The organism is Pseudomonas sp. 2,4-D (genome assembly GCF_030418155.1).
In the GTDB taxonomy this organism is placed as follows: domain Bacteria; phylum Pseudomonadota; class Gammaproteobacteria; order Pseudomonadales; family Pseudomonadaceae; genus Aquipseudomonas; species Aquipseudomonas alloputida.
This window is the reverse complement of sequence record NZ_JAUHUI010000013.1, coordinates 1-25,755: the sequence shown is the minus strand read 5'-3', so window position 1 is coordinate 25,755 and position 25,755 is coordinate 1. Positions and strand designations below refer to the sequence as shown.

General features: G+C 64.7%; 8 protein-coding genes. 5 read left to right on the top strand and 3 right to left on the bottom strand.

Translation table 11 applies throughout. The annotated features are described in order from the left end of the window. The first annotated feature begins 194 nt into the window (after positions 1-194). The 5 genes from QYE47_RS11945 to QYE47_RS11925 all read left to right on the top strand — a co-directional run bounded on the left by QYE47_RS11945 (position 195) and on the right by QYE47_RS11925 (position 7,997). The gene (locus tag QYE47_RS11945; RefSeq protein WP_014590255.1) at positions 195-1,538 is read left to right on the top strand and encodes a dipeptidase; all 1,344 of its coding nucleotides are present in this window, start codon (positions 195-197) and stop codon (positions 1,536-1,538) included. A 14-nt stretch (positions 1,539-1,552) separates the two neighbouring features. After that, complete coding sequence (locus QYE47_RS11940; protein WP_014590254.1) at positions 1,553-2,839, top strand: aminotransferase class V-fold PLP-dependent enzyme; 1,287 nt, start codon at positions 1,553-1,555, stop codon at positions 2,837-2,839. 34 nt (positions 2,840-2,873) lie between these two features. Further along, the gene (locus tag QYE47_RS11935; protein WP_014590253.1) at positions 2,874-3,779 is read left to right on the top strand and encodes a formylglycine-generating enzyme family protein; all 906 of its coding nucleotides are present in this window, start codon (positions 2,874-2,876) and stop codon (positions 3,777-3,779) included. A gap of 34 nt (positions 3,780-3,813) precedes the next feature. Further along, positions 3,814-5,472 carry a cyclic peptide export ABC transporter gene (locus tag QYE47_RS11930; protein WP_019437862.1) on the top strand — a complete coding sequence of 553 codons (1,659 nt, stop codon included), beginning with the start codon at positions 3,814-3,816 and terminating at the stop codon, positions 5,470-5,472. Between the two features lie 86 nt (positions 5,473-5,558). Then, positions 5,559-7,997 (top strand): TonB-dependent siderophore receptor, encoded by a 2,439-nt coding sequence (locus QYE47_RS11925; protein WP_010954972.1) that lies wholly within the window; start codon positions 5,559-5,561, stop codon positions 7,995-7,997. A 68-nt stretch (positions 7,998-8,065) separates the two neighbouring features. Here QYE47_RS11925 and QYE47_RS11920 read toward each other — a convergent pair whose 3' ends face one another. From QYE47_RS11920 to QYE47_RS11910, 3 genes are all read right to left on the bottom strand, one after another. Next, positions 8,066-9,022, bottom strand: coding sequence for an alpha/beta hydrolase (locus QYE47_RS11920; protein WP_014590251.1), 957 nt, complete (start codon positions 9,020-9,022; stop codon positions 8,066-8,068). 45 nt (positions 9,023-9,067) lie between these two features. Then, positions 9,068-19,477: a non-ribosomal peptide synthetase gene (locus tag QYE47_RS11915; protein WP_301158974.1), complete on the bottom strand. Its 10,410-nt coding sequence runs from the start codon at positions 19,475-19,477 to the stop codon at positions 9,068-9,070. A 160-nt stretch (positions 19,478-19,637) separates the two neighbouring features. Beyond that, positions 19,638-25,730, bottom strand: coding sequence for a non-ribosomal peptide synthetase (locus QYE47_RS11910; protein ID WP_301158990.1), 6,093 nt, complete (start codon positions 25,728-25,730; stop codon positions 19,638-19,640). Positions 25,731-25,755 lie beyond the last annotated feature (25 nt).

Sequence of the window (25,755 nt, the reverse complement as noted above, 5' to 3'; positions counted from 1 at the left end):
ACCTGTGCCAGTCGTTGTGGCCGCTTAGCACGGCCCATCGAAGGCTAGAACGTTGAGCTGGCAAGAAAATTTAACCGCCCTGGCGGCGCGCCGGAGACAGGAGGGCCGGTTAAATTTCTGCCGCGTGCACTCGTTCCCTCCAGGTAGCAATGGCCCCAGGCCCGAACCTCTGCGGTGAACCTACTGAGACCGAAATGACGACAGCACGCTGGAAAAAAGCCTTGTATATCAGCCTGGCCGCCACCTTGACCGTCGGTGCCGGAGCGGCTGCCTGGTACCACTTCGACAAGGACGGCTACCCCATAGAGGTCGTGCGCCAGGCCAATGATCTGCAAGAGCGGATCATTTCGTTCGACAGCCATCTCACCCTGCCGCTGGACTTCGGCACCGAAGGCCGCGAAGCTGACAAGGATGGCCCGGGCCAGTTCGACCTGGCCAAAGCCGCGCGCGGGCGACTGTCCGGCGCTGCCCTGACCGTCTTCGCTTGGCCCGAGTCCTGGACCGGCGACAACGGCCCGCACCACCCCACCGACGGTTTCGTCGATGCCGGGCGGCATGCCCAGGAAGTGCGCTACAACGCCATCAGCGCCATGGTGCGAGACTTCCCCAACCAGGTCGGTGTCGCCTATACCCCCGACGACATGCGGCGCCTGCACGGGGAAGGCAAATTCGCGGTGTTCATCAGCATGCTCAACGCCTATGCCCTGGGCGACGACCTCAGCCAGCTGGACACCTGGGCTGCCCGTGGTGTGCGCATGTTCGGCTTCAACTACATCGGCAACAACAACTGGGCCGACTCCTCACGCCCACTGCCATTCTTCAATGACACCCCAGATGCCCTCGGCGGTTTGTCTGCCATCGGCCGCCAGGCGGTGCAACGGCTCAATGACCTGGGCGTGATCATCGACGTTTCGCAGATGTCGACCCAGGCCCTGACCCAGGTGGTCGAACTCAGCCGTGCGCCAGTGGTGGCCTCGCATTCGGCCCCCAGGGCCGCCGTTGACATTCCACGCAACCTCACTGACAAGGAAATGCAACTGATCAAGGGCACCGGCGGGGTCATCCAGATCGTTGCCTTCGGCACCTACATCAAGCCGCTGTCCCAGAAGTCGCAAGAGCGCCTGAACAGCCTGCGCGCCGAGTACGGTCTGCCGCCCCTGGTCAACCAGGCCAATGCCTTGATGCCGGGCGACCCGATCATCGCCGGCTGGCCCGAGCAGAAAGTCGGCCAGTACGCCGAAGCGCTGTACGCGATCCTTGAGGAAGAACCCCAGGCAACGCTGAAGGATTACGGCGACGTCATCGACTACGCAGTACGCAAGGTCGGCATCGACCACGTCGGCATTGCCTCGGACTTCAACGAGGGCGGCGGCATCGCCGGCTGGAACGATGCCAGCCAGGCGCGCAACGTCACCGCCGAGCTGATCAGCCGCGGCTACAGCGAAGCCGATATTGCCAAGCTATGGGGTGGCAACTTCCTACGGGTCTGGGGCCAAGTGCAAAACGCTGCACGCCCGACCGCCACCTCTTCCCGTTGAGCTGCGAGCCGCCCATGAACGACCGTCGTACTTTCCTCAAGCAGGCCAGCCTACTTGCAGCCGGGCTGCCCTTGGCCGGCCAACTGCTGGGCAGCGCCCAGGCGGCGCCGCGCACGCCTCCGGCCACGGATGCCTGGAGCGGTTTTCGCCAACTGTTCGAGCTCGACCCCCACTACGCGCACTTCGCCAACTTCCTCATCACCTCGCACCCGCGCCCCGTGCGCGAAGCGATCGAAAGCCTTCGCGCACAACTTGACCAGCACCCGGCACGCTGCGTCGAGTGGGACACCCAGAGCGAGTGGAAGCACGAAGCCGAGGTGCGTGAATGGGCAGGCCGCTATCTTGAAGTCAAGCCACGCCAGATCGCCCTCACCGGCAGCACCACCGAAGGCCTCGGGATGATCTACGGCGGCCTGCGCCTGAACCCGCAGCAAGAAATCCTGACCACCGAACACGAGCATTACTCCACCCGCAACATCCTCGCCTATCGCAGCCAGCGTGACGGCACCCAGGTGCGCAAGCTGCGCCTGTTCGACGACCCGGCCAAGGTCTCCGACGACCAGGTACTAAGCACCATTGCTGCCGCCATCAAGCCGCAAACCCGTGTGCTGGGCATGACCTGGGTGCATTCAGGCAGTGGCGTGAAACTGCCCGTCGGGCAGATCGGCGCCCTGGTCCACGAGGCCAACCGCAACCGTGACGAAAACGACCGCATCCTCTACGTGATCGATGGCGTGCACGGCTTCGGCGTCGAAGACATGCGCTTCGCCGACCTGCAGTGTGACTACTTCATCGCCGGCACCCACAAGTGGATGTTCGGCCCACGAGGCACCGGGATCATCTGCGCCGCCTCCACCGAGCTCAAGCACCTTACGCCCACCTTCGCCACCTTCTCGGAGAATGAGGATTTTGCCACCACCATGACCCCAGGTGGCTACCACGCCTTCGAGCATCGCTGGGCGTTGGGCAAGGCATTCGAGCTGCATCTGCAGCACGGCAAGGCGGCGATCCAGGCACGCATCCATGGCCTCAACGACTACCTCAAGGAGCGCCTCGCGCAGCACCGCGCCATCGAACTGGTGACGCCGCGCAGCCCTAACCATTCAGCGGGCTTCACCTTCTTCCGGGTCAAGGGCCAGGACGTCGAGGCCATAGCAGCGCACCTGAACAGCCAGCGCATCGTGGTCGATGCGGTCGATCGCGATGTCGGGCCGGTCGTGCGTACCGCGCCTGGCCTGTTGAACACCGAAGCCGAGATCGACCGCCTGGTCGATGTCCTGGGCCAACGCCTGCGCGCCTGATTTTTCTTAGCCAACAGCTGACGGAATCTACTTCATGTCCGATGATGCACGCCTCATCTCATCCCCCCGGTTCACGCCTCGCTTGCGCCACTTGTGCTGCCTGGCCGTGCTTGGTCTGGGCGCCGCCAGTGCGCAGGCCGCCAGCCAGCCCACCCCAGGCGAAGTCTTCCGCGACTGCAAGGCGGCCTGCCCGGAAATGGTGGTGCTGCCCGCCGGCAGCTTCGTGATGGGTACGCCCGAGGATGAGCCCGGGCGCGAGGGCGATGAGGGTCCACAGCACACCGTGACCTTTGCCAAACCATTCGCCATCAGCCGCTACCATGTCACCGCAGGCGAACTGGATGCCTATATCCGCGAGAGCGGGGTAAAGATCGCCGACGGCGACACCCGCCCGGGGCGCTTCTGCGCCGCCAGCAAGCCAACCTACAAACAGGGCCCGCGCCAGCCTGCCGTGTGCGTGAGCTGGTTCGATGTCGAGCAGTACGCCAAGTGGCTGTCGAAAAAAACCGGCCACACCTACCGCATGATCAGCGAAGCCGAGCGCGAATATGCCGCGCGCGCCGGTTCAACCGGCCCGTTCCCCTTCCCCTTCGATAACGGCGACGCCTCCACGTACAGCATCGCCCAGCACGCCAACACCTACGGCCCCACCGACGGTTACTCGTACACCGCCCCGGTCGGCAGCTACCCGGCCAACGCCTTCGGTGTCTACGACATGCACGGCAACGTGTATGAGTGGACGGCCGACTGCTGGCACGACGGCTACGACGGTGCGCCGAGCGATGGCAGCGTCTGGTCCGGCGGCGACTGCAGCGTGCGAGTGATGCGTGGTAACGACTGGGGCGAAGCCCCGGTGTTCTCGCGCTCCGGCAACCGCAACAACCGCGCCCCCGATGTGCGCGGCGATTTCCTCGGCTTCCGGGTCGCTCGCGAACTCTGATGGCCCCTAACCACGCGTGATTCGGGAGACACCCATGACCAGTAAACCACGTGGCGCCGTCAGCGAACTGTTCGGCCTGCTCAAACCCTTCTGGCCCCTGGTGACGGTTTCGATCATCCTGGGCATGGTCGGTGGCCTCAGTGTCACCGCCCTGCTGGCGACCATCAACTCGGCCCTGCACAGCGACACCGGCCTGACTCAAGGCGTGGTCCTGGGTTTTGCCGGGCTGTGCCTGCTGGCGCTGTTCAGCTCGATCTGCTCGGACATGGGCACCAACTGGGTCGGCCAGCACATCATCGCGCGCCTGCGCCGTGAGCTGGGCGAGAAGGTGCTGGCAGCGCCGATCGACCAGATCGAACGCTACCGCAGCCACCGTCTCATCCCAGTGCTGACCCATGACGTCGACACCATCAGCGACTTCGCCTTCGTCTTCGCGCCCCTGGCCGTTTCGCTCACCGTCACCGTGGGCTGCCTGGGCTATCTGGCGCACCTGTCGATACCGATGTTCCTGGTGATCCTGGTGGCCATCGGCATCGGCTCGGTCATGCAGTTCGTTGCCCGCTCGTGGGGTGTGCGCGGCTTCGAAAGCGCCCGAGAAGCCGAGGATGAACTGCAAAAGCACTACAGCGCGATCGCCGAAGGTGCCAAGGAACTGCGCATTCACCGCCCACGCCGCAAACGCATGTTCCAGCACGGCATCCAGGACACCGCCAACCGTATTTGCGCCACCCAGGTACGCTCGATCAACACCTTCGTAATCGCCAAGACCCTGGGGTCGATGCTGTTCTTCGTGGTCATCGCCGTGGCCCTGGCCATGCAGTCGCTGTGGCCCACAGGCGACAAGAGCGTCACCAGCGGTTTCGTGCTGGTGCTGCTGTACATGAAAGGCCCGCTGGAACACCTGATCAGCACCCTGCCGATCATCAGCAAGGCCCAGATCGCCTTCCGCCGCATCGCCGAACTGTCACGCCAGTTCTCATCGCCCGAGCCGCACTTGCTGCTGGATGACACCCGCGCCGCCGACAAGGGCCTGCACACCCTGCAGCTGCAGGACGTCAGCTACACCTTCCCCCGTGTGGAAGGCAGTGAGCCGTTTCATCTGGGTCCGGTGAACCTGAGCATCAAGCAAGGCGACATCGTGTTCATTGTCGGCGAAAACGGTTGCGGAAAGACCACCCTTATCAAGCTGCTGCTCGGCCTATACGCACCTCAGCAAGGCACGATCAGCCTCGACGGCAAGCCGGTGACGGCCGAAAACCGTGACGACTACCGGCAGCTGTTCACCACCATCTTCGCCGACTACTACCTGTTCGACGATGTCATCCAGGGTGACCGGCCAGTACCTGCCGACGCCAGTCGCTACCTGGAGCGCCTGGAGATCGCTCACAAGGTCAGCATCCGTGACGGCGTGTTCAGCACCACCGACCTGTCCACTGGCCAACGCAAGCGCCTGGCGCTAGTGAGCGCCTGGCTGGAGGAGCGCCCGGTGCTGGTGTTCGACGAATGGGCCGCCGACCAGGATCCGACGTTCCGGCGCATTTTCTACACAGAGCTGCTGCCGGACCTCAAGCGCCTGGGCAAGACCATCATCGTGATCAGCCACGACGACCGCTACTTCGACGTCGCCGACCAGCTCATCCACATGGCGGCAGGCAAGGTCCAACAGGAGAACCGCGTCGCAGATTGCATTTAATTTTTCCGGTTTTGGCCGATGAGTGCGTCCCAATCAATAACAAGAATTAATACTATTAACATCTGACACTCAAGGGCTTTGAAAAAATGCCAACACAACGTCTTCGCCCCCACGCTCTGGCGCTGGTCATTCGCCGCTCGTTGCGCCTTGCAGCGCCAATGGCCGTCGGCCTGGCGGGCCTGCCGGCCATCGCCCAGGCCCAACAGGTCCAGTTCAACGTGCCGGCCCAGCCGCTGGCCAGCGCCTTGTTGGCCTTCGGCTCGCAATCGAACCTGCAGGTGCTCTATAGCCCACAGGACGTGGAAGGCAAGCGCAGCAGCGCACTGACCGGTGCGATGGAGCCCGCCGCGGCCCTGTCGCGGCTGCTGCAGGGTACCGGTGTGAGCTATCAGATCCAAGGCAACCAAGTCACCATCCACACCCGGGAGGGGGGCGCTGCGGTGGAACTTGGGGCAACCAACATCGATGGTAAGGGTTTGGGGCAAACCACCGAGAACACCGGTTCCTATACCACTGGCAGCATGCAGACCGCGACCAAACTGCCACTGACCCTGCGCGAAACCCCGCAGGCCGTCACCGTCATCACCCGCCAGCGCATGGACGACCAGTCGATGCGTAGCCTCGACGACGTGGTCCAGGCCACTCCTGGTCTGCGCATGTCGGCGGCGCGCCCGGCCAACAGCGAGTACTTTTCCCGCGGCTTTCCCATCAACAACCTGATGTTCGATGGCTTGCCCACCACCTACAACGCCGACTGGGTCGCCGCGGCCGACATGGCGCCCTACGACCGCGTCGAGATCGTGCGAGGCGCCACCGGCATGATGCAAGGTGCCGGCAACCCGTCGGCAGCCATCAACATGGTGCGCAAACGCCCTACCAAGGATTTCCAGGGCAGCGTCACCGGCTCGGCCGGCAGCTGGGACAATTACCGCGGCGAGCTCGATCTCAGCGGCCCCCTGAATGACAACGGCAGCGTCCGTGGCCGCTTCGTCGGCGCCTACAACGACAAGGACAGCTACCAGGATTACGCCGGTCGCGAACGCGGCCTGTTCTACGGCATCACCGAGTTCGACCTGACGGACGACACCACACTGACCGTGGGCGCGTCGAACCAGAACGACAACAACAACATCAACTGGGGTGGCCTGCCGGTCAATCGCGATGGCAGCCATGTGGGCTACTCGCGCTCGCGCAATATGGGCTACGACTGGAGCTACCAGGACATCGATAACACTACGGTGTTCGCCGAGGTCGATCACCGCTTCGACAACGACTGGCGCCTGCACCTGGCAGCGTCCAAGAACTGGTCGGACTTCGCCATGCAAGGTGCCGTGTTCGAGCGCACCGGTTCGGCAACCAACGAGGGGTTCCGCCAGCGCGTGTTCAACCAGCGCCGCGACTACGACCAGTCGACCTACGACGTCTATGCCAATGGCCCGTTCCAGCTGTTCGACCGCCAGCATGAACTGGTGGTGGGCGCCAGCAAGCGCGAAGTCAAGACCAGCGCCCACGGCGGCACCGTGTTCATCCCGGTCGACAGCCTCTTCAGCGTCAACCCCAGTGGCATCGACAAGCCGAATGTCGATGATATCTACAACCTGAGCGAGCACGTCGAGCAGGAAGGGGCGTACGTCACCACCCGCCTGAACATCGCCGACCCGCTGAAGGTCATCCTGGGTGCACGCCTGGACTGGTACGACAACAAGTCGGTGTACAGCGAAATCAACGACGGCTACTACACCAACAGCGATTACAAGGTCACCCGCAACGTCACCCGCTACGCCGGGGTGATCTACGACCTGGACGACCACCACTCGGTCTACGCCAGCTACACCGATATCTTCATGCCGCAATCGGAACTGGCGCGTGACCGCTCCATCATCCGCCCGATCGAAGGCAAGAACTATGAGATCGGCATCAAGGGCGAGTACTTCGACGGCGCACTCAACGCCAGCGCAGCGATCTTCCAGATCGACCAGGAAAACCGCGCCGCGGAAGCTTCTAACCAGGAAGGTTGCGTCGACATCACCTGCTACGAAGCCTCGGGCAAGGTACGCACCCACGGTATCGACCTGGAGTTGATGGGCGCACTGACCCCCAACTGGCAAGTCGGCGCCGGCTACACCTACTCGCAAACCAAGTACCGCAAGGATGCCGACAAGAACAAGGAAGGCACCAAGTTCGACACCGACCTGCCAGAACACCTGTTCAAGCTGAGCACCACCTACACCTTGCCGGGCGAGCTGAACCAGTGGCGCGTGGGCGGTAACGTGTATGGCCAGAGCAGCATCTTCAACAAAGGCAGCAACAGCTTCGGCAACTACCACATCGATCAGGGTGCATACGCGGTAGTGGGCCTGATGGTCGGCTACAAGGTCAACAAGAACCTCGACACCCGCCTGAACCTCAACAACGTATTCGACAAGAAGTACTACCAGGGCATTGCCAGCAACAACTCCTGGAGCCCGTACGATGTGTATGGTGACCCACGCAACTTCACCATCACCGCCAAGTACAGCTTCTGATCGCCTGACGTTGAACGCAAAAAACCGCACCCAGGTGCGGTTTTTTCATGGAGGCCTGAAAGGCTCCCTTACAGATGCTGCTGCAATGCCTCGACCACCATCGCCAGGCCTTCATCGGCCTCCTCGATGATCGAACCCATACGCATGAAGTCATGGGTCACTCCCGGGATCACCGCAAGCTGCACCGCCACCCCGGCTTGCTCCAAGTGCCGTGCATAAGCGACACCCTGGTCATGCAGCGGGTCGCACTCGGCAATCAGCATCAGTGCAGGTGCACTGTTGCTGGCGACGCTGCCCAGCAACGGTGAGAAACGCGGGTCGTGACGGTCTGCCGGCACCGTGGCGTATTGCTGGTAGAACCACTCCAGGGTCTGTGCTTCAAGCAGGTAACCGCTGCCGTAGCGCTGCACCGAAGGCCGCCGGCAACTGGCATCGGTCACCGGGTAGATCATTACCTGCAGGCGCGGTGCCGGCAGCTCGCGCTGCGCAGCCAACTGGTTGGCCAGAATGGTAGCCAGGCTACCACCGACACTGTCGCCCACCACCGCCAGTCGCTGCGCATCGATGCCCAGCGCCTCGGCCTGCTCGACCAACCAGCGCCAGGCATCCAGGGCATCGTCACTGGCTGTTGGGAAACGCCACTGCGGCGCCAGCCGGTAGCCCACGGTAATCACCGGCAGCCCGGCATCCTGCGCCAGGTTCCAGCACAGCGTGTCATGCGAATCGAGGCTGCCCACCACGTAGCCGCCGCCATGCAGGTACAGCAGCGCCGCGCCGGCCAGTGCAGGGTCGGCCTGCGGCGGGCGGTACAAGCGCACCGGCAAGGTATGGCCATCGCGGGTGGTCAACGAAAGGTCGCTGATGCAGTCCGGTTCGTCGGCCTTGCCCGCAATCAGCGCCGAGGACTCTTCGAACTGGCGCCGCGCCTCGTCCGCCGACAGGGCATGCATGGGCAGCACCTTGCCGGCGCTGCGTCCGGCCTCCACCAGTTGCAGGTAGGCCGCCAGGTCAGGGTTCAGGGACATCGTTCGATTCTCCAGAGGGGCCGCGCTGGCGGCCCCGAAAGCTCATTAAAGTTCAATGACGCAGGCGTGCGTGAGGTTGGGTTCGAGCAGCGCTTGTACGTCGTCGAGCAGGGTGGCCTCATGCGGCACCTGGAAGTGCCCACAGGCCAACAGCCGCGCAGTGTCCAGGGCCTGGCCAAGCTGCGCGGCCAAGGCTTCGCGCTCATCGTCACGGCCCGCTACCCACCAACTGTGCGGTACCACCTGCACGGACTGGCACGTGTGCAGCTCACGCGACAGGCGCTTGAGGCTGCGCGCAGTGATGAACACCTGGGTCAGTTCATCGACGCCCAACCCCGTCGCCCCCTGCCTGTTGCCCAGTGCCTGCGTGATCAGCGCCCGCGCACTCCCCTCGCCTTCCGGCAGCGCCACATCACGCTGCACGGGCTGCGCCGAGGGTACGGTGGCCTGCAACAGCTCGTTCAAATCGTCCAGCCAATGATCGACCTGCAGGTGGGTTTGCGTGCTGGGCACGAAGCTGTCCAGCAGCGCGAGCAACTCCACGCGCTCACCCTGCCCTTCCAGCACCGCCGCCATCAGTGACGCCAAGGTGCCGCCGAGCGACCAGCCCAGCAAGCGGTACGGGCCATGCGGCTGCTGTTCACGCAGGCAGGCAACGTAGTCGCTGGCCATGCTCTGCAGCGACGCTGCCTGCCAGGCACCGTCGAGCAGCTGCCGGGCCTGGATGCCGATGACCTGGCAGCGTCCATTCAAGCGCCTGGCCAGCGGTTCGTAATCGAACACCGTGCCAAACCCGGCATGCACGCAGAACAACGGTGCCTGGCCAGCCACAGGGGCGTTGAGCGACAACAGCGGGCTGTGCTTGCCCGCCACGGCGGTCAGCTCGGCGATGGTCGACTTCTGGATCAGGTCACGCAGGCGCAGGGTAAAGCCGATTTTTTTCAGCCCACGGGCCTTGGCCACCACCTGCATGCTGAGGATCGAATCGCCGCCCAGCTCGAAGAAGTTGTCGGTGATACCGACCTGCTCAACCTTGAGCACGTCCTGCCAGATGCGCGCGATGGCCAGCTCCAGTTCGTTGCGCGGTGCCACATGTTCACGCAACGTCTGCATCGCAGGCAGCGCGTTGCGATCGAGCTTGCCGTTGGGGCTAAGCGGCATCCGCTCCAAAACCATCAGCTGCGCCGGCACCATGTACTCGGGCAGTTCTTGCTTGAGCCGTTCGCGCAATTGCTCGGCAATGCCTTGAGCGTGTCCCTCGGCCAGGGTCACATAGCCGAACAGCTGTTTGCCGCTGGGGCCGTCGCGCACCACCACCGCCGCCTGGCGTACCGGCTCCATGTCGGCCAGGCGCGCCTCGATTTCGCCCAGTTCGATGCGGAAACCGCGAACCTTGACCTGATTGTCCAGGCGCCCGAGGTAATCGAAGGTGCCGTCCTCCCGCTGGCGCACCAGGTCACCGGTGCGGTACAGGCGCCCACCCGGGTTGCCTGGGTCGGCGACAAAGCGTTCGGCGGTCAGCCCCGGGCGGTTCAGGTAGCCGCGGGCCACGCCGGTACCGCCCAGGTAGAGTTCTCCCGCCACACCGGGCGGCAGTGGGTTCAGGTCAACGTCCATGACATAGGCGCTACGCTGCCCAACCAACGTACCTATTGGCGCATAGACCGCGCCGCAAGGCTGCTGTGGCGCGGCTTTCCAGATCATCGGGGTAACCACGGTTTCGGTCGGCCCATAGCCATTGATGATGTACTGCGGCTGCAAGTAGGCATGCGCCTGTTCATAGCTGGCCTGCGGCACCGCATCACCGCCGAAGCAATAGATGCGCATCGGCGGTGGGTTGCCGTGCTCGCGCACCTGCTCGATCAATTGCTGCAAGTACACCGGCGGGAACGCTGCGACGCTCACGCCATGGCGATGCAGTGCCTGGCAGGTCTGCTCCGGGGTCCACAGCTCATCGCCGCGCAGCAGCACACTGCCGCCGTGGGTCAATGCGGTGAGCCAACGCTCGTGGGCGCCGTCAAAGGCAAACGACATGAACAACAGTTCGCAGTCGTCGGGGGTCATCTCATAGCGCTCACCAATGGCCTGGCAGTGCATCGCCAGCGCGTCATGGCTGACCACCACGCCTTTGGGCTTGCCGGTGGAGCCGGAGGTGTAGATGACGTAGGCCAGGTTCTCACCCTGTAGCGTTACGTGGGGCGCATGGCCTGGCCACTGCGCGGGGTCGAAACTGTCCAGGTTCAAGGCATGCACGTTGGCCAATTTCGGCAGGCTCGCCAGGGCCGCGGTCTGCGACACCAGCAGCGCGACGCCGGAGTCTTCCATCAGGTAACTCAGGCGCTCGGCGGGGTACGCCGTGTCGATCGGCACATAGGCTGCGCCAGCCTTGAGCACCGCCAGCAGGGCGACGATCATCTGTGGGGTACGTTGCAAGGCGACGCCCACCCGCACTTCAGGACCCACGCCTTCGGCAATCAGAGCATGTGCCAAGCAATTGGCGGCGCGGTCGAGTTCGGCGAAGCTCAGGGTTTGCCCATCGACCTTGACCGCCACGGCATCACCTTGCTGCTGCGCCCATTGCGCGATGCGCTCGTGGACCAGCAGCGGCGCCTGTTGCGCTGGAGGCGTCAGCGCACGCAGGGGCGCGCCGGGCAGCAGCCCGAGGTTGCCCAGGCGCGCCTGGCCGTCCAACGACAGCGCCTGTAGCAGCGCCTCCATGTTGGCGCGGATGCCCGCCACCGCTTCCTCGCTGAAGCACTGGCGCAGGTACATGTACTCGATGATCAACTGGTCTTCGACGATGACCATCAGGTCCATCGGGAAGTCGGTCAGGCCAGAGCCACCGACATCGCCGAATTGCAGGCTGTCGTCCTTCCACTCGCGCAGGGTGCGGTCCAGAGGCTGGTTCTCGAACACGATGATGCTGTCGAACAGTGGTTGGCCACTGCGCCCGGCCCAGCGCTGGATTTCGCCCAGTGCGGTGTACTCGTGGTCACGCAGCTCCAGGTTGATACGCTGCAACTGTTGCAGCCACTGCCCGACCTGCGCCTGCGGGTCGACCTCATGAATCACCGGCAGGGTGTTGATGAACAGGCCCAGCATGCTCTGCACACCCGGCAAGGCGGCCGGGCGCCCCGCCACCGTGGCGCCAAAGCTGACACTGCGCTGGCCGCTGTAACGGCTGAGCAGCAACAACCAGGCGCCCTGCACCAAGGTGTTGAGGGTGATGCGCTGGGATTGTGCGAAGGCCTTGAACGTCTCGGTCTGCGCGACACTGAAACGGCTGTAGAGGGCCTGGTGGCCACTGCCGCGCTCGCCACTGGCGAAGGCATCGGCCAGGTAGGTCGGCTCTTGCAGGCTGGCCAGCTGCTGCTTCCAGAACGTTTCGCTGTGGCGCGGATCCTGCTGGCGCAGCCAGCCGATGTAGTTGCGGTAAGGCACCACGCTATCGAGCGTCTGCCCCGAATAGCAGGCCAGGACTTCGCCCATCAACTGCGACGTACTCCAGCCATCAAGCAAGATATGGTGGTAGGTCCAGATCAGTTGATGGCGCTGATCGTCCAGGCGCACCAGCAGCATGCGCTGCAGCGGCGGCCTGGCCAGGTCGAAGCCGCGTTCACGCTCTTCATTGGCCAGCGCCTCCAGCGCCTGCACGCAATCGCCACGACCGCGCCAGTCCAGCTCACGCAATGGCAGTGGCAACTGCCCCATCACGTACTGCAATGGCTCATCCAGGTCTTGCCAGAGGAAGCCGGTGCGCAATACGTCGTGGCGCGCCACCACCGTTTCCCAGGCTTGGCGCAGGCGCTCGGCCACCAGGCCCTGTACCGGTACGCTCAACTGGTTGATGTACAGCTGGTCTTCAGGGCGGCCGTTGAGGCTCAGGAACAGCATGCCCTGCTGCATGGGCGACAGGCTGTAAAGGCCATCGACCCCAGCATGCTCCAGGGGCAATGCCTGCACCTGTTGCTCAGTCAGGCTGTGCAGGGCAACCGACGGCTGCTCGACGATCTGCCATTGGCCTACTCGATCCGCCAGCTGCTCAATGGTCTGCAACAGAAACAGGTCGCGCGGGGCAATGTCCAGCCCCAGTTGCCGGGCCTGGCTGACCACCTGGATGGCGATGATCGAATCGCCTCCCAGGGCAAAGAAGTTGTCCTGCATACCGACTTGGGGCAGGTTCAGCACCGTCTCCCAGATCGACGCCAGTTGCTGCTCCAGCACCGTGCGCGGAGCGACATACACCTGCCTGGCGGCGTTGAAATCCGGTGCCGGCAAGAGGTTGCGCGCCAACTTGCCGTTGGCGGTGACCGGCAAGTTGGCGAGCAGCATCAGGTGCGCCGGCACCATGTAATCGGGCAAGCCCTGACCGAGGAAATGCGCCAGTTGCTCACGCAGTTGCTGGCCCGCCTCGCTGCCCGGCTCGGCCTGCTCGGCAGCCATTGGCACCACATAGCCCACCAGTTGCTTGCCGCTCGGGCCGTCCTGGGCCAGCACCACTGCCTCGCGCACTTGGGCGTGCTCGGCCAGTCGTGCTTCGATCTCACCCAGCTCGATACGCAGGCCGCGAATTTTTACCTGGTGGTCGATACGCCCGGCGTAGTCAATCACACCGTTCGGGCGATAGCGCGCCAGGTCGCCAGTGCGGTACAGACGACCGCCCTGCTCATCGAACGGATCGGGCACGAAGCGTTCAGCCGTCAGTGCCGGGCGACCGTGGTAGCCCCGCGCCAGGCCAATGCCGGCCAGGTACAGCTCCCCATTGACGCCACGCGCAGCGGGCAGCAGGTCGGGTTCGAGGATGTGCGTGCGCAGGTTGTCGATCGGTTGGCCGATCGGCACGCTGAAGCCCTGCTTGTCGCCGCAGGTCCAGTGGGTCACGTCGATGGCGGCCTCGGTCGGACCGTACAGGTTGTACAACCCGGCATGAGGCAGGCGCTCGCGGCACTGTTGGGCCAATACGGCCGGCAGCGCTTCGCCACTGCACACCACGCGGCGGACGCTGCGGCACTGCTCGACCTCGGCGCTGGCCATGAAGGCCTGCAGCATCGAAGGCACGAAGTGCAGGGTACTGACCTGGTGGTCGATGATGGTCTGGCACAGGCGCTGCGGGTCGCGGTGATCGCCGGGCAAGGCCACGGCCAGGCGCGCGCCGGTCATCAGCGGCCAGAAGAACTCCCACACCGACACATCGAAGCTGAACGGGGTTTTCTGCAGCACCGTGTCGCTGGCATCCAGGCCATAGGCGCCTTGCATCCACTGCAGCCGGTTGAGCAGCGCCTCGTGGGTGTTGCCCGCGCCCTTGGGCCGCCCGGTGGAACCGGAGGTGTAGATCACATAGGCCAGGTTGGCGAGGTGAACGTCCACCTCAGGGGCGGTGTCCGCATAGCCGGCCAGCCACTGCGCGCCCTGGTCCAGGCACAGGATACGTACCGCTGCCGGCACCGGCAGGCGCTCGGCCAATGCTTGTTGGCTGAGCAGCAGGCCGATGCCGCTGTCCTCGATCATGTAGGCCAGGCGGTCGCTCGGGTAATCCGGGTCCAGCGGCACATAGGCGCCCCCGGCCTTGAGCACGGCCATCAGGCCTATCACCAGTTCCAGGCTTCTTTCCACCGCCACGCCGACCAGCACTTCCGGGCCGACACCCTGCTCACGCAGTTTGTTCGCCAGGCGGTTGGCACGCTGATCCAGTTCGGCGTAGCTAAGGGTGGCATCGGCGAAAATCAACGCCGGCGCCTGCGGATGACGCTGGGCCTGATCCTCGAACAATTGATGCACCAGGCGCGCCTGCGGGTAGGCTACTGCGGTCGCGTTCCAGTCATGCAGCATGCACTGCTGCTCGAGATCATCCAGCATCGGCAGTTGCGCGACCACTTGGTTGGCGTCGCGACTGATGGCCTGGAGCAGATTGCGCCAGTGCCGGGCCATTTGCTCGATGGTCTGGCGGTCGTACAGTTCGGTGGCGAAGGTAAAGGCTGCCGTCATGCCGTCAGCGCGCTCGGCGGTATCCAGCGCCAGGTCGAACTGGGTGCTGTGCACCTGCCAGTCGACGGCCTCGATCTGCAGCCCAGGCACTTCCCGTGGCCCGCCTTTGGCCTCGGCCTGGTGGTTGAACATCACCTGGAACAGCGGGTTTTGGTTGAGGCTGCGGTCCGGTTTCAAGGCGGCGACCAACTGCTCGAACGGCAGGTCCTGATGGGCCTGGGCATCCAGCGCGGTCTGGCGCACCTGGCGCAGCAGCTCGACGAAACGCAGGCGCAGGTGAAACTCGGCCTTGTGCACCTGGGTATTGACGAAGAAACCCACCACCCCTTCGGTTTCGCCGCGCGGGCGATTGGCCACCGGCACGCCCACGCGGATGTCAGGCTGAGTCGAGTAACGATGCAGCAGGGTCTGGAAGCTGGCCAGCAGCAACATGAACAGGGTGACGCCCTGGGCCTGGGCCTGCCGCCTGAGTGCCTGCACCAGCGGCGCGTCCAGCGCCAGGCTCAACTGGCCGCCAGCGCGGCTTGGCTGCGCCGGGCGCGGGTAGTCGGTCGGCAATTCCAGCACCGGCTGTTCACCGCCCAACTGTGCTTCCCAGTAGGCCAGCTGCCGCGCTTGCTCGCCCGCCTCCAGCCATTGGCGCTGCCAAGCCGCGTAGTCGGCGTATTGCACCGCCAGCGCGGGCAGTTCGACGGCCTGCCCATGACGATAGCCCTGGTACAGCGCCACGAGCTCGTTGACCAGCACCGCCATCGACCAGCCATCGGTGATGATGTGGTGCAGGTTCATCACCAGTACATGCGCCTGGGCCTCAAGGCGCAAAAGGTCAACGCGTATCAGTGGGCCGTTGACCAGGTCGAAGGGTTCACGGGCCAACTGCTCGACCGTGGCCTGCAATTCGACAGCATCAACATCCGCCTGGCGCAGGCATGCACCCTGCGCCTCGGGGGCGTGAATCACCTGGCGCGCTTCGCCGTCGACCTGGACGAAGGTGGTGCGCAGGCTTTCGTGGCGTGCCACCAAGGCCTGGAAGGCCTGCTTGAGCGCCGCCACATCCAGCGACCCGCGCAAGTGCAGGGCCGACGCGATGTTGTAGGCGGCGCTGTGCGGCTCCAGTTGCCACAGTACCCATTGACGTTGCTGGGCATACGACAGCGCCAGGGGCTCTCCCCGTGGCACCACAGCGATGGCCGGCAGCTGCGCACCCGTCGTGGCAGCCGCCACCCGCTCGGCGAACCCCGCCAGGTCCTGGGCCTCGAAGACACTGCGCAGCGGCACTTCCAGCGCCAGTTGCTGGCGCACGCGGCTTATCATCTGCGACGCCAGCAAGGAATGGCCACCCAGTTCGAAGAAGCTGTCGCTCAAGCCAACCTGCCCGACCTTCAGCACATCGGCCCAGATCGCCGCCAGCGCTTGCTGCAGCGGGCTGCTCGGCGCCTGGTACTGGCGCTGGGCGGCGGCAAGGTCAGGCGCCGGCAGCGCCTTGCGGTCGAGCTTGCCGTTGGGGGTCAGCGGCATGCGTGGAATGAACACCAGGTGGGTCGGCACCATGTAGTCCGGCATCGACTTCAATGCGTGGGCCTTGAGTGCCTGGCGCAGGGTTTCCTGAACCTCAGCATCAGCCTGCAGCAGGCTGGCATCGTACGGCACGATATAGCCTGCCAGCTGCTTGCCCAGCGGCCCGTCGACGTCGATCACGGCCACTTCGCGCACCGCACCGAAGCCCTGCAGGCTGGCCTCGATCTCGCCCAACTCGATGCGGAAACCGCGAATCTTCAACTGGTGGTCGATGCGCCCCATGTACTCCAGCACGCCATCGTCGCGGTATCGCACCAGGTCGCCGGTGCGATACAGCCGGCCGTGGCCGTGCGGGTTGGGGATGAAGCGCTCGGCGGTCAGCCCTGGGCGCTTCAGGTAACCGCGCGCCAGGCCATCGCCGCCAATGAACAGTTCGCCGCTCACGCCCACCGGCACCGCGTCGAACTGGGCGTCGAGGACGTGGAAAGTGGTATTGCCGATCGGCTTGCCCAACCACACCTGGCGGCTGTCGGTGACCTTTTCGATACCCGACCAGATGGTGGTTTCGGTCGGTCCGTAGAGGTTCCAAACATGCCCTGCCTGGTCGATCAGGCGCTGGGCCAGCTCGCTGCTCAAGGCCTCGCCGCCGCTGATCACCCGCTTGCCACGCAGGGCCTGGGGCGGGGCATTGTCCAGCAGCATGCGCCAGGTCGAGGGTGTCGCCTGGATCACGCTCACCGCCTGTTGCTCGATCACCCGCAGCAAGGCGAAGGGGTCTTTGTTCTGCTGGTCGGCCAGCAGCACCACGCTGGCCCCATGCAGCAACGGAAGGTACAGCTCCAGGCCGGCGATATCGAAGGACAGAGAGGTCAGCGCCAGTACCCGGTCGCTGGCCGCGATACCCGGTTGGCCGGCCATGCTGGTGAGGAAGTTGACCAGGGCACCGTGGCGCACCGTGACGCCTTTGGGCCTGCCGGTGGAACCTGAGGTGTAGATGACATAGGCGGGATGATCGGCATCGACGTCAAGCGGCAAGTCTTCTGCGGCAGCCGAGGCGTAGCACGCGGTATCAGTGTCCAGGCACAGGCTGGCGACCGTGGCCGGCACCTGCAGCCTCTCCAGCACAGCCTGCTCGGTCAGCAGCAACGCCAGGCCGCTGTCCTCGATCATGTAGGCCAGGCGCTCGGCCGGGTAGTCCGGGTCGAGCGGCACGTAAGCGCCCCCTGCCTTGAAGATCGCCAGCAGGCCCACCAGCATGCGCGGCCCGCGCGGCATCGCCACACCCACCAGCACTTCAGGGCCGACGCCACGCTCGCGCAGGGCGTGGGCCAACTGGTTGGCCTGGCGGTTGAGTTCGGTGTAGCTCAAGGTCTGCTCACCAAAACGCAGCGCCACGGCATCGGGCGTGCGACACACCTGCTGTTCGAACAGGCGATAGACGCCGAGCTTGGTGGGATAGGCCATCTGCGTCTGATTCCACTGGCCGAGAATGCGCTCGCGCTCGTCGTGCTCCAGCAACGCCAGCTCAAGCACACGCTTGCGCGGGTCCTGGCAGGCCTGAATCAGCAGGTTACGCCAGTGCCGCGCCATCTGTTCGATGCGCGAGACATCGAAGAGGTCAGTGGCATAGGTCAATGACGCGAACAGTCCATCGGCGTGCTCACGGGTGTCCAAAGTCAGGTCGAACTGAGTGGTGCGGCTGTCCCACTCCAGCCCACGCACCTGCAAGCCACTGAGCTGGGCATGGGCGTTGTTGGCAGCTTGCGCCTGGTGGTTGAACATCACCTGGAACAGCGGACTGTGGCTCATGCTGCGCTCCGGTTGCAGCGCCTCCACCAGCTGTTCGAACGGTAAGTCCTGGTGCGCCTGGGCCTGCAACGCGGTTTCCTTGACCTGTTGCAGCACATCGATGAAGCGGCTGTGCAGCGCGAAGTCGGCCTTGAGTACCTGGGTGTTGACGAAGAAACCGATCAAACCTTGCACTTCACTGCGGTTACGGTTGGCGATCGGTACGCCCACGCGCACCTGGGGTTGGCCGCTGTAGCGGTGCAGCAAGGTCTGGAACGATGCCAGCAACAGCATGAACAAGGTAACACCCTGGGCATTGGCCAACGCCTTGAGCGAATGCAGCAACACGGCATCGATCTCGATGCCCACCCGCGCACCGCGCCCGCTGGGCGCCACCGGCCGGGGGCGATTGGTCGGCAGGCTGAGCACCGGTTGCTCCCCGCCGAGGGTGTCCTTCCAGTAAGCCAGCTGCCGCGCCTGCTCACCCGCTTCCATCCAGTTGCGCTGCCAGATGGCATAGTCGGCGTATTGCACCGGCAGGGCCGGCAGATTCGGTGCCTGCCCCTGGCTGAGGCTTTCGTAGTACTGTACCAAATCGTTGATCAAGATCGGCATCGACCAGCCGTCAGCGGCAATATGGTGCACGGTCAACACCAGCACGTGGTCGTCTTCGCCAAGCGGCAGCAGGTTCAGCCGCAAAAGCGGCCCCTGTTCAAGATCGAACGGTTTGGCGATGCACGCCTCGACGTGCTCGCGCAAGGCGTCGCTGGTCGCGCTCATGCCGCTGAGCGGCTCTATGAGCAACTCGAACGGCATCTGCGGGTGGATGATCTGCACCACGCGGTCGCTGTCTTGGCGCAACGTGGTACGCAGCACTTCGTGGCGCTGCATCAGCGCCTGGCAGGCACCGCGCAAGGCCTCGATATCCAGCCGCCCCTGCAGCTGCAGCGCCGCACCGATGTTGTAGGCACCGCTGGCGGGGTCCAACTGCCAGAGAAACCACTGCCGCTCCTGGGCGTAGGACACCGGGGTCGGGTCGGCCGGGTCGCGGGCGAAGATGCGCGTCACCCCGTAGAAGTTGACACCCTGCTGCTTGAGCAAGGCGGCCAGGGCCTTGCGCTCCCGGGACGACAGTGACTCCACGGAATCGAGCAATGCTTGCACTTGAACATCTCCTACCAGGGCACCGGTCTTTGCCTGCGGAACGTGCCAGCCCGCGACAGGCTCATGATGCTGCCGAACAAATGAAAGAGCCGGACGGCTGCCGGCTCTGGGTGTACTGAAGTTGACGAGCCGGGCCCGGTCATGCCGGGCCCGCAGAGCGCTACTGGGTCAACTCGTCGATCTCCTCTGCAGTAAGACGTTTCAAGGCGGCCAAGGATTTAGCCAACTCGTCCTGAATCGACGCGCCCTGCCCTTGCAACGCTGCGACGGCCTCGCTGAACGCTCCCAGGGTCGGGTGCTCGAACAACGATCGCAGGCTGACTTCGATGCCCAGTTCGCGGCCCACCCGCGCCACCACCTGCACCACCAGCAGCGAGTGCCCACCCAGCTCGAAGAAGTCATCGCCCAGACTGATGCGCTCGACGCCCAGCACGTCGCTCCAGACCTGCGCCAATTGCTGCTGCAACGACGTTTCCGGTGCCTGGTAGCGCTGCTGAGCGGTGCTCGCGTCCGGTGCCGGTAGTGCTTTGCGGTCGAGCTTGCCATTGGCAGTCAGCGGCAGGCTGTCGAGCCTCACCCACAGTGCCGGCACCATGTAGCCCGGAAGGCTGGCACGCAGATAGTCGGCCAGCACGCTGCGCATCTCGGCTGCGGCGACCGAGGCATCGCGGGCGACCCAATAGGCCACCAACTGCTTGCCACCGGCCACCTGCGCATCCACCACCACGGCGCTGTGCACGCCTTCATGGGCCAGCAGGCGCGATTCGATTTCGCCCAGTTCTATGCGGTAGCCGCGGATCTTCACCTGGAAGTCGGCGCGCCCCACATACTCCAGGGTCTGCCCATCGGCGCACACGTGCGCCAAGTCGCCACTGCGGTACAGGCGCTCACCCGGGCGGCTGGCGAACGGATCGGGGACAAAGCTCAATGCCGTGCGCACCGGATCCCCAAGGTAACCGCGCCCGACACCTACGCCGGCCACATGCAACTCGCCGGTGGCCCGGGCCGGCATCGGTTCGAGCAGGTCGTTGAGCACATGCAGGCGGTTGTGCTCGGTCGCGGTACCGATCGGCAGGTGCACTGAGCGTGCGTCATCACGCACCCGGTACAGCGCCACGTCGTCGGAACACTCCGCCGGGCCGTAGGCGTTGACCAGTTCAACCTGCGGGTAGCGCTCGCGCCAGCGGCGGGCCAGTGCCGGTGACATGGCTTCGCCGGTGGTGAGCAGGTAACGCAGGCGTGGCAATCGCCGGGCTGGCAGTTCCAGCATGGCCTGGATCATCGCCGGTACACATTCGAGGATGGTCACGCCCGTGGCCTCGACCTGTTGCAGCAGCGCCTGCGGATCCTGCGCCACGGCGTCGGGGAAGATTTCCACGCGGCAACCACACAGGGCCGCCGTCAGCAATTGCCAGACGCTGATATCAAAGCTCTGCGAGGCCGTCTGGGCGATCACGTCGCTGCCCCGCAGGCCCAAGTACGGTAGCTTGCTCAGCTGGTTGTTGAGCATGCCGGCCTGTTCGACCATGACGCCTTTAGGCACACCGGTCGAACCGGAAGTGAAGATCACGTAGGCCAGCAGCTTGGCGGCATTGATTGGCAGGTGCAGCATCTGTGCCGGCGCGGCGTGTGCCTGCACCTGCTCCCAGACCAACAGGGTCGGCGGCGCTTTGAGGCCTTCGAGCATCGCTTGGGCCAAGCCCAGGCAATGCTCGTCGCACACCAGCACCCGCGCCTGGCTCAAGCGCAGCACATCGGCCAATCGCGCCACCGGCAAGGACGGATCCAGCGAGAGATAACCGGCACCCGCCTGGAACACCCCGACCACCATGCCCAGCAACGACAGGTCGCGCTCACCGAGCACAGCGACCAGGTGGTCGACGCTCACACCATTGCCCTGCAGTACACCCGCCAGGCGTCGCGCTCGTTGATCGAGCTCGGCGTAGCTCCATTCACGCCCCTGGCAAGCGGCCGCAGGCAGTTGCCCGGCACGCTGCACAGTCGCGTCGAACAGCCGCGCATAGCCCTGCTCGTAGGCCTCGGGCAGCGCTGTCGGCACCTCCGGGGCGCTGCCAGGAAGGGCGGCGGCCACAGCATGGAAGTCCGCGTCCAGCTGCTCGCTCAAGGTCAGCAGCAAAGCCTGGAAGTCAGCCAGCAGCGCGCTGATGGTCGCGCTGTCGAACAGGCGTTGGTCATACGACAGGTGCAGGCCCAGCACTTCACCCGGGTACACCACCACGGTGATCGGGTAGTTGGTGTGCGTGCGCGAACTCCCGGCCTTGACCTTCATCGTCGAAGCCTGGGCGCCAACGCTGGACTCCACGGGCGCGTTCTCGAACACGAACAGGCTGTCGAACAGGGCCTGACCGCTACCGACCTCGCTACACGCCTGGATATCCACCAAAGGCAAGTGCTCGTGCTCGCGCAGGTTGAGGTTGTGGTCGAGCAGTGACTTGAGCCACGCCTTGGCCGTGACGCCGGCTTCGGCGCCCGGCAACCGGACCCGCAGCGGGATGCTGTTGATGAACAGCCCGACGGTGGCCTGCATCTCGGGGAACTCCACCGGCCGACCAGCCACGGTCACCCCGAACACCACGTCGCGCTCGCCGCTGTAGCGTTGCAGTAGAAGTGCCCAAGCGCCTTGCACCAGGGTGTTGACCGTCAACTGTGCCGCCTGGGCGCGCTGCGCCACCTGCGCGCTTTGCTCGCGGGTCAGGTACACCAGCTCATCGGCCACTGCTGCACGGTTGTGCTCGGCGCTGGCGCTGCGGTCGAACGGCAGCGCGGTCGGCCGCTCGAAACCTTGCAGCTCATTGCGCCAGAAACCACGCGAGGCCTCACGGTCCCAACGCTGCAGCAAGGCGATGAAGTCGCGGTAGCGCGGCGGCGTCGGTAGTTGTACCGGCACACCGGTGGTCAGGCTCTGGTAGACCTTGAAGAACTCATCAACCACGCCCATCCGACACCAGGCATCGAGCAGCACATGGTGGTTGCTGAAGACGAAGCCGAACTGGTCGGCGTCCAGCAGGATCAGGCGCAGGCGGAACGGCACTTCCTTGGCCATATCGAAGCCCTGGCGCAGCTCCGCTTCCAGTTCGGCCTGCAGGGCCTGTTCGTACTGATCATCAGCCAGGTGACGCCAGTCCAGCAGGCGCAACGCCGGCTCGGTGCGGCGATGGACGATCTGCACCATGCGCTCACCCAGGTCCCAGCAGAACGAGGTGCGCAGCACGTCATGACGCGCAATTACCGCTTTCCAGGCTTCACTGAACGCGCCGACATCAATGGCGTGGTCGACGCGGTAGCAATACTGCATCAGATAGATGCCCGAACCCGGTTCGAGCAGGGTGTGCATCAGCAGCCCTTCCTGCATCGGTGACAACGGATAGATGTCTTCGATATCGCGCGCGGCCACCGGCAGGCGATCCAGTTGCTCCTGGCTCAGCCCGGCCAGTGGGAAGTCGCTTGGCGTAATGCCTTGCGCCTCAGGTTCCACGCAGTGCTCGATGACCTCGCGCAACGCCTGCTGATACCGGCTGGCCAGTTGCTCGATGGTCGCCTCGTGGAACATGTCGCGGCTGTAGGTCCAGTCCAGGCGCAGCTCACCGTCGTACACTTGGCCATTGATGCTCAACCAGTTACCCAACGGCGAATCCTCGCCTTGGCTACGGCCGGCACTCTCGTTGGCGGGCACGAACAGCGCACCGCCCTGCTCGCTGAAGCTGCCATCGAACTGGCCGAGGTAGTTGAAGGTCACCCGTGGCTGCGGCAACGCAGCCAGGCGCTGGGCGAACGCGGCTTCGCCCAGGTAACGCAGCACGCCGTAACCGATACCTTTGGCCGGGACCTCGGCCAACTGCTGCTTGATGTGTTTGATGCTGGCCGCCACGCTTGGCAGCGGTGCCAGTTGCACCGGGAACAGACTGGTGAACCAGCCAACGGTGCGGCTCAGGTCGAGGTCGTCGAACAGGTCCTCGCGGCCGTGGCCTTCGAGCTGGATACTCACCGACGGTTGGCCGCTCCAGTCACACAAGGCGCGGGCCAACGCCGTCAACAGCAGGTCGTTGACCTGGGTGCGATACGCCGCTGGCGCGACCTTGAGCAGTTTGTGGGTCAAGGCTTTGTCCAGGCGGGTGGTGGCATGCGCCGCCTGGCGCAGGTTGCATTCGCCTTGCGGGTTATCGCAAGGCAGCTCGCCCGCGGGCTGATGCGCGGCCTGGAGCCAGTAATCACGTTCAGCCTGCAGGTTTTCGCTGCGCGCATAGTCATCAAGCTGTCGCGCCCATTGGCGCAGGGGTGCCGACCTGGACGGCAGGCTCACCGCCTGCCCTAGGCTAGCCTGCTGGTAGGCCGTCTGCAGGTCTTCGAACAGGATGCGCCAAGACACCCCATCCACCACCAGGTGATGCACCGCCAGCAACAGCCGTTGCTGACCATCGGCAAGTTCGAACAATGTCGCCCTGAACAGCTCGCCACGGGCCAGGTCAAGGCTGGCCTGCACCTCGTTGGCGGCGGTTTCGAGCGCTGCAAGGCTGTCCAGAGTGACTATCTGCAGGAGGGCCTGCACCGGTGTCGTGCGCGGTGCAGCATGCCATTTTCCGGCGTGCTCAGTGAACGCCAGGCGCAGCGCCTCATGTTCATTGACCAGCGCCAGCAGCGCCTTGTCCAATGCCTGCGCCTGCAATGTTTGCAGCGGCTTGAGCAGCACCGACTGGTTCCAGTGGTGGCGCTGGGCGATGGAGGTGTCGAAGAAGCGCGCCTGGATCGGCAGCAACGGCAGCGGGCCGTCTGCCTCGGGCTGAACCACAGCGGCTTGCGGCTTGTCCTGGATGACCTTGGCCACCTGGGCCAAGGCCGCGACGGTCTGTTTTTCGAACAGTTGCTTGGGGGTCAGCTTGATGCCCTGGCGCTTGGCGCGGGCGATGATCTGCAAACTGAGGATAGAGTCGCCACCGAGCTCGAAGAAGTTATCGGTGCTACCGACCTGTTCCAGCTTGAGCACATCGGCCCAGATCGCCGCCAGCTTTTCCTCGACCTCACCTACTGGGGCTACGTAAGCCTTGCCGGCCACTTCGGGCTTGGGCAAGGCACGCTTATCGAGCTTGCCGTTCGCGGTCAGCGGCAGCTGTTCGAGCAACACCAGGTGGGCCGGCACCATATAGTCCGGCAACTGGGCCTGCAGTTGCGTCAGCAATGCGCTGGCCGCCACGTCGGGTGCGGTCACGCAATAGCCCACAAGCTGCAGGCGTGCAGGGTCACTCTCCAGTGCCAGCGGCAGGACCACGCCTTCGAGCACACCCTCCAGCCCGCGCAGCACTTCACCGACTTCGCCCGGTTCGACGCGGTAACCACGGATCTTCACTTGATCATCGGTGCGGCCCAGGAATTCCACCTGGCCTTGCGCCAAGCGAGCCCGGTCGCCGGTACGGTAGACCCGCCTGCCATCGCCGTGTGGGTCCGGCACAAAGCGCTCGGCGGTCATGCCGGGGCGGCCGAGGTAGCCTTGAGCAACCCCCTGTCCGCCCAAGTACAGTTCACCGGCAACCCGCTCGCCCACCGGGTTCAGGCCACTGTCGAGCAGGTACACATGACTGTTGGCCAAGGGTTGCCCGACCGGCACGCAGCGCAGGTCCGGTTCGCTCGCGCCAACTTCATGGCTGAGAATGCCCACCGTGGTTTCGGTAGGGCCGTAGTGGTTGACCATGCGGCACAGCGGCTTGAGCTGGCGGACCTTTTCCACCAGCGACCCCGGGCTCGCTTCACCGCCGACGATCAACAGCTTGCGCGGCAGCACGCTGGCCGCATCGCTGGCCTGGAGCAAGGCTTGCAGGTGGCTGGGGACGATCTTCAGTACGTCGACCTGATGCTCCGCCATGTAGCTGGCGAAGGCGTCCGGATCGAAGGCATGCTCACGCGACATCAGGTGCAGCAGACGGCCGGATGCCAGCGCGCCGAACAGCACGGTGTGCCCCAGGTCCGCCGCCACGGTCGAGACCATCGCCATGCTGGCGTCGGCTGGCAACTGCAGGCGCTGCAGGATGCCCTGCACGTAGTTGGCCAGCATGCCGTGGGCAACGACCACGCCCTTGGGCTGGCCGGTGGAGCCGGAAGTGTAGATGACATAGGCCGGTTGGGCGGCGCAGACCTCGATGGCCAGCGGCGTCGTCGGGCACTGTCGCCAGGCGGCAGCATCGAAAGGCAATACCGGGCACGCGGCGAAACCATCGAGGGCAAGCTTGGGGTCGTGCACCATCAGCACGGCCTGACTGTCCGTCACC

Bases quoted from the DNA above. Each gene is read 5' to 3' on its own strand.
- QYE47_RS11945 (WP_014590255.1), top strand. From the start codon at position 195: ATGACGACAGCACGCTGGAAAAAAGCCTTGTATATCAGCCTGGCCGCC.
- QYE47_RS11920 (WP_014590251.1), bottom strand. From the start codon at position 9,022: ATGTCCCTGAACCCTGACCTGGCGGCCTACCTGCAACTGGTGGAGGCC.
- QYE47_RS11925 (WP_010954972.1), top strand. From the start codon at position 5,559: ATGCCAACACAACGTCTTCGCCCCCACGCTCTGGCGCTGGTCATTCGC.
- QYE47_RS11910 (WP_301158990.1), bottom strand. From the start codon at position 25,730: ATGGTGCACGACCCCAAGCTTGCCCTCGATGGTTTCGCCGCGTGCCCG.
- QYE47_RS11930 (WP_019437862.1), top strand. From the start codon at position 3,814: ATGACCAGTAAACCACGTGGCGCCGTCAGCGAACTGTTCGGCCTGCTC.
- QYE47_RS11940 (WP_014590254.1), top strand. From the start codon at position 1,553: ATGAACGACCGTCGTACTTTCCTCAAGCAGGCCAGCCTACTTGCAGCC.
- QYE47_RS11935 (WP_014590253.1), top strand. From the start codon at position 2,874: ATGTCCGATGATGCACGCCTCATCTCATCCCCCCGGTTCACGCCTCGC.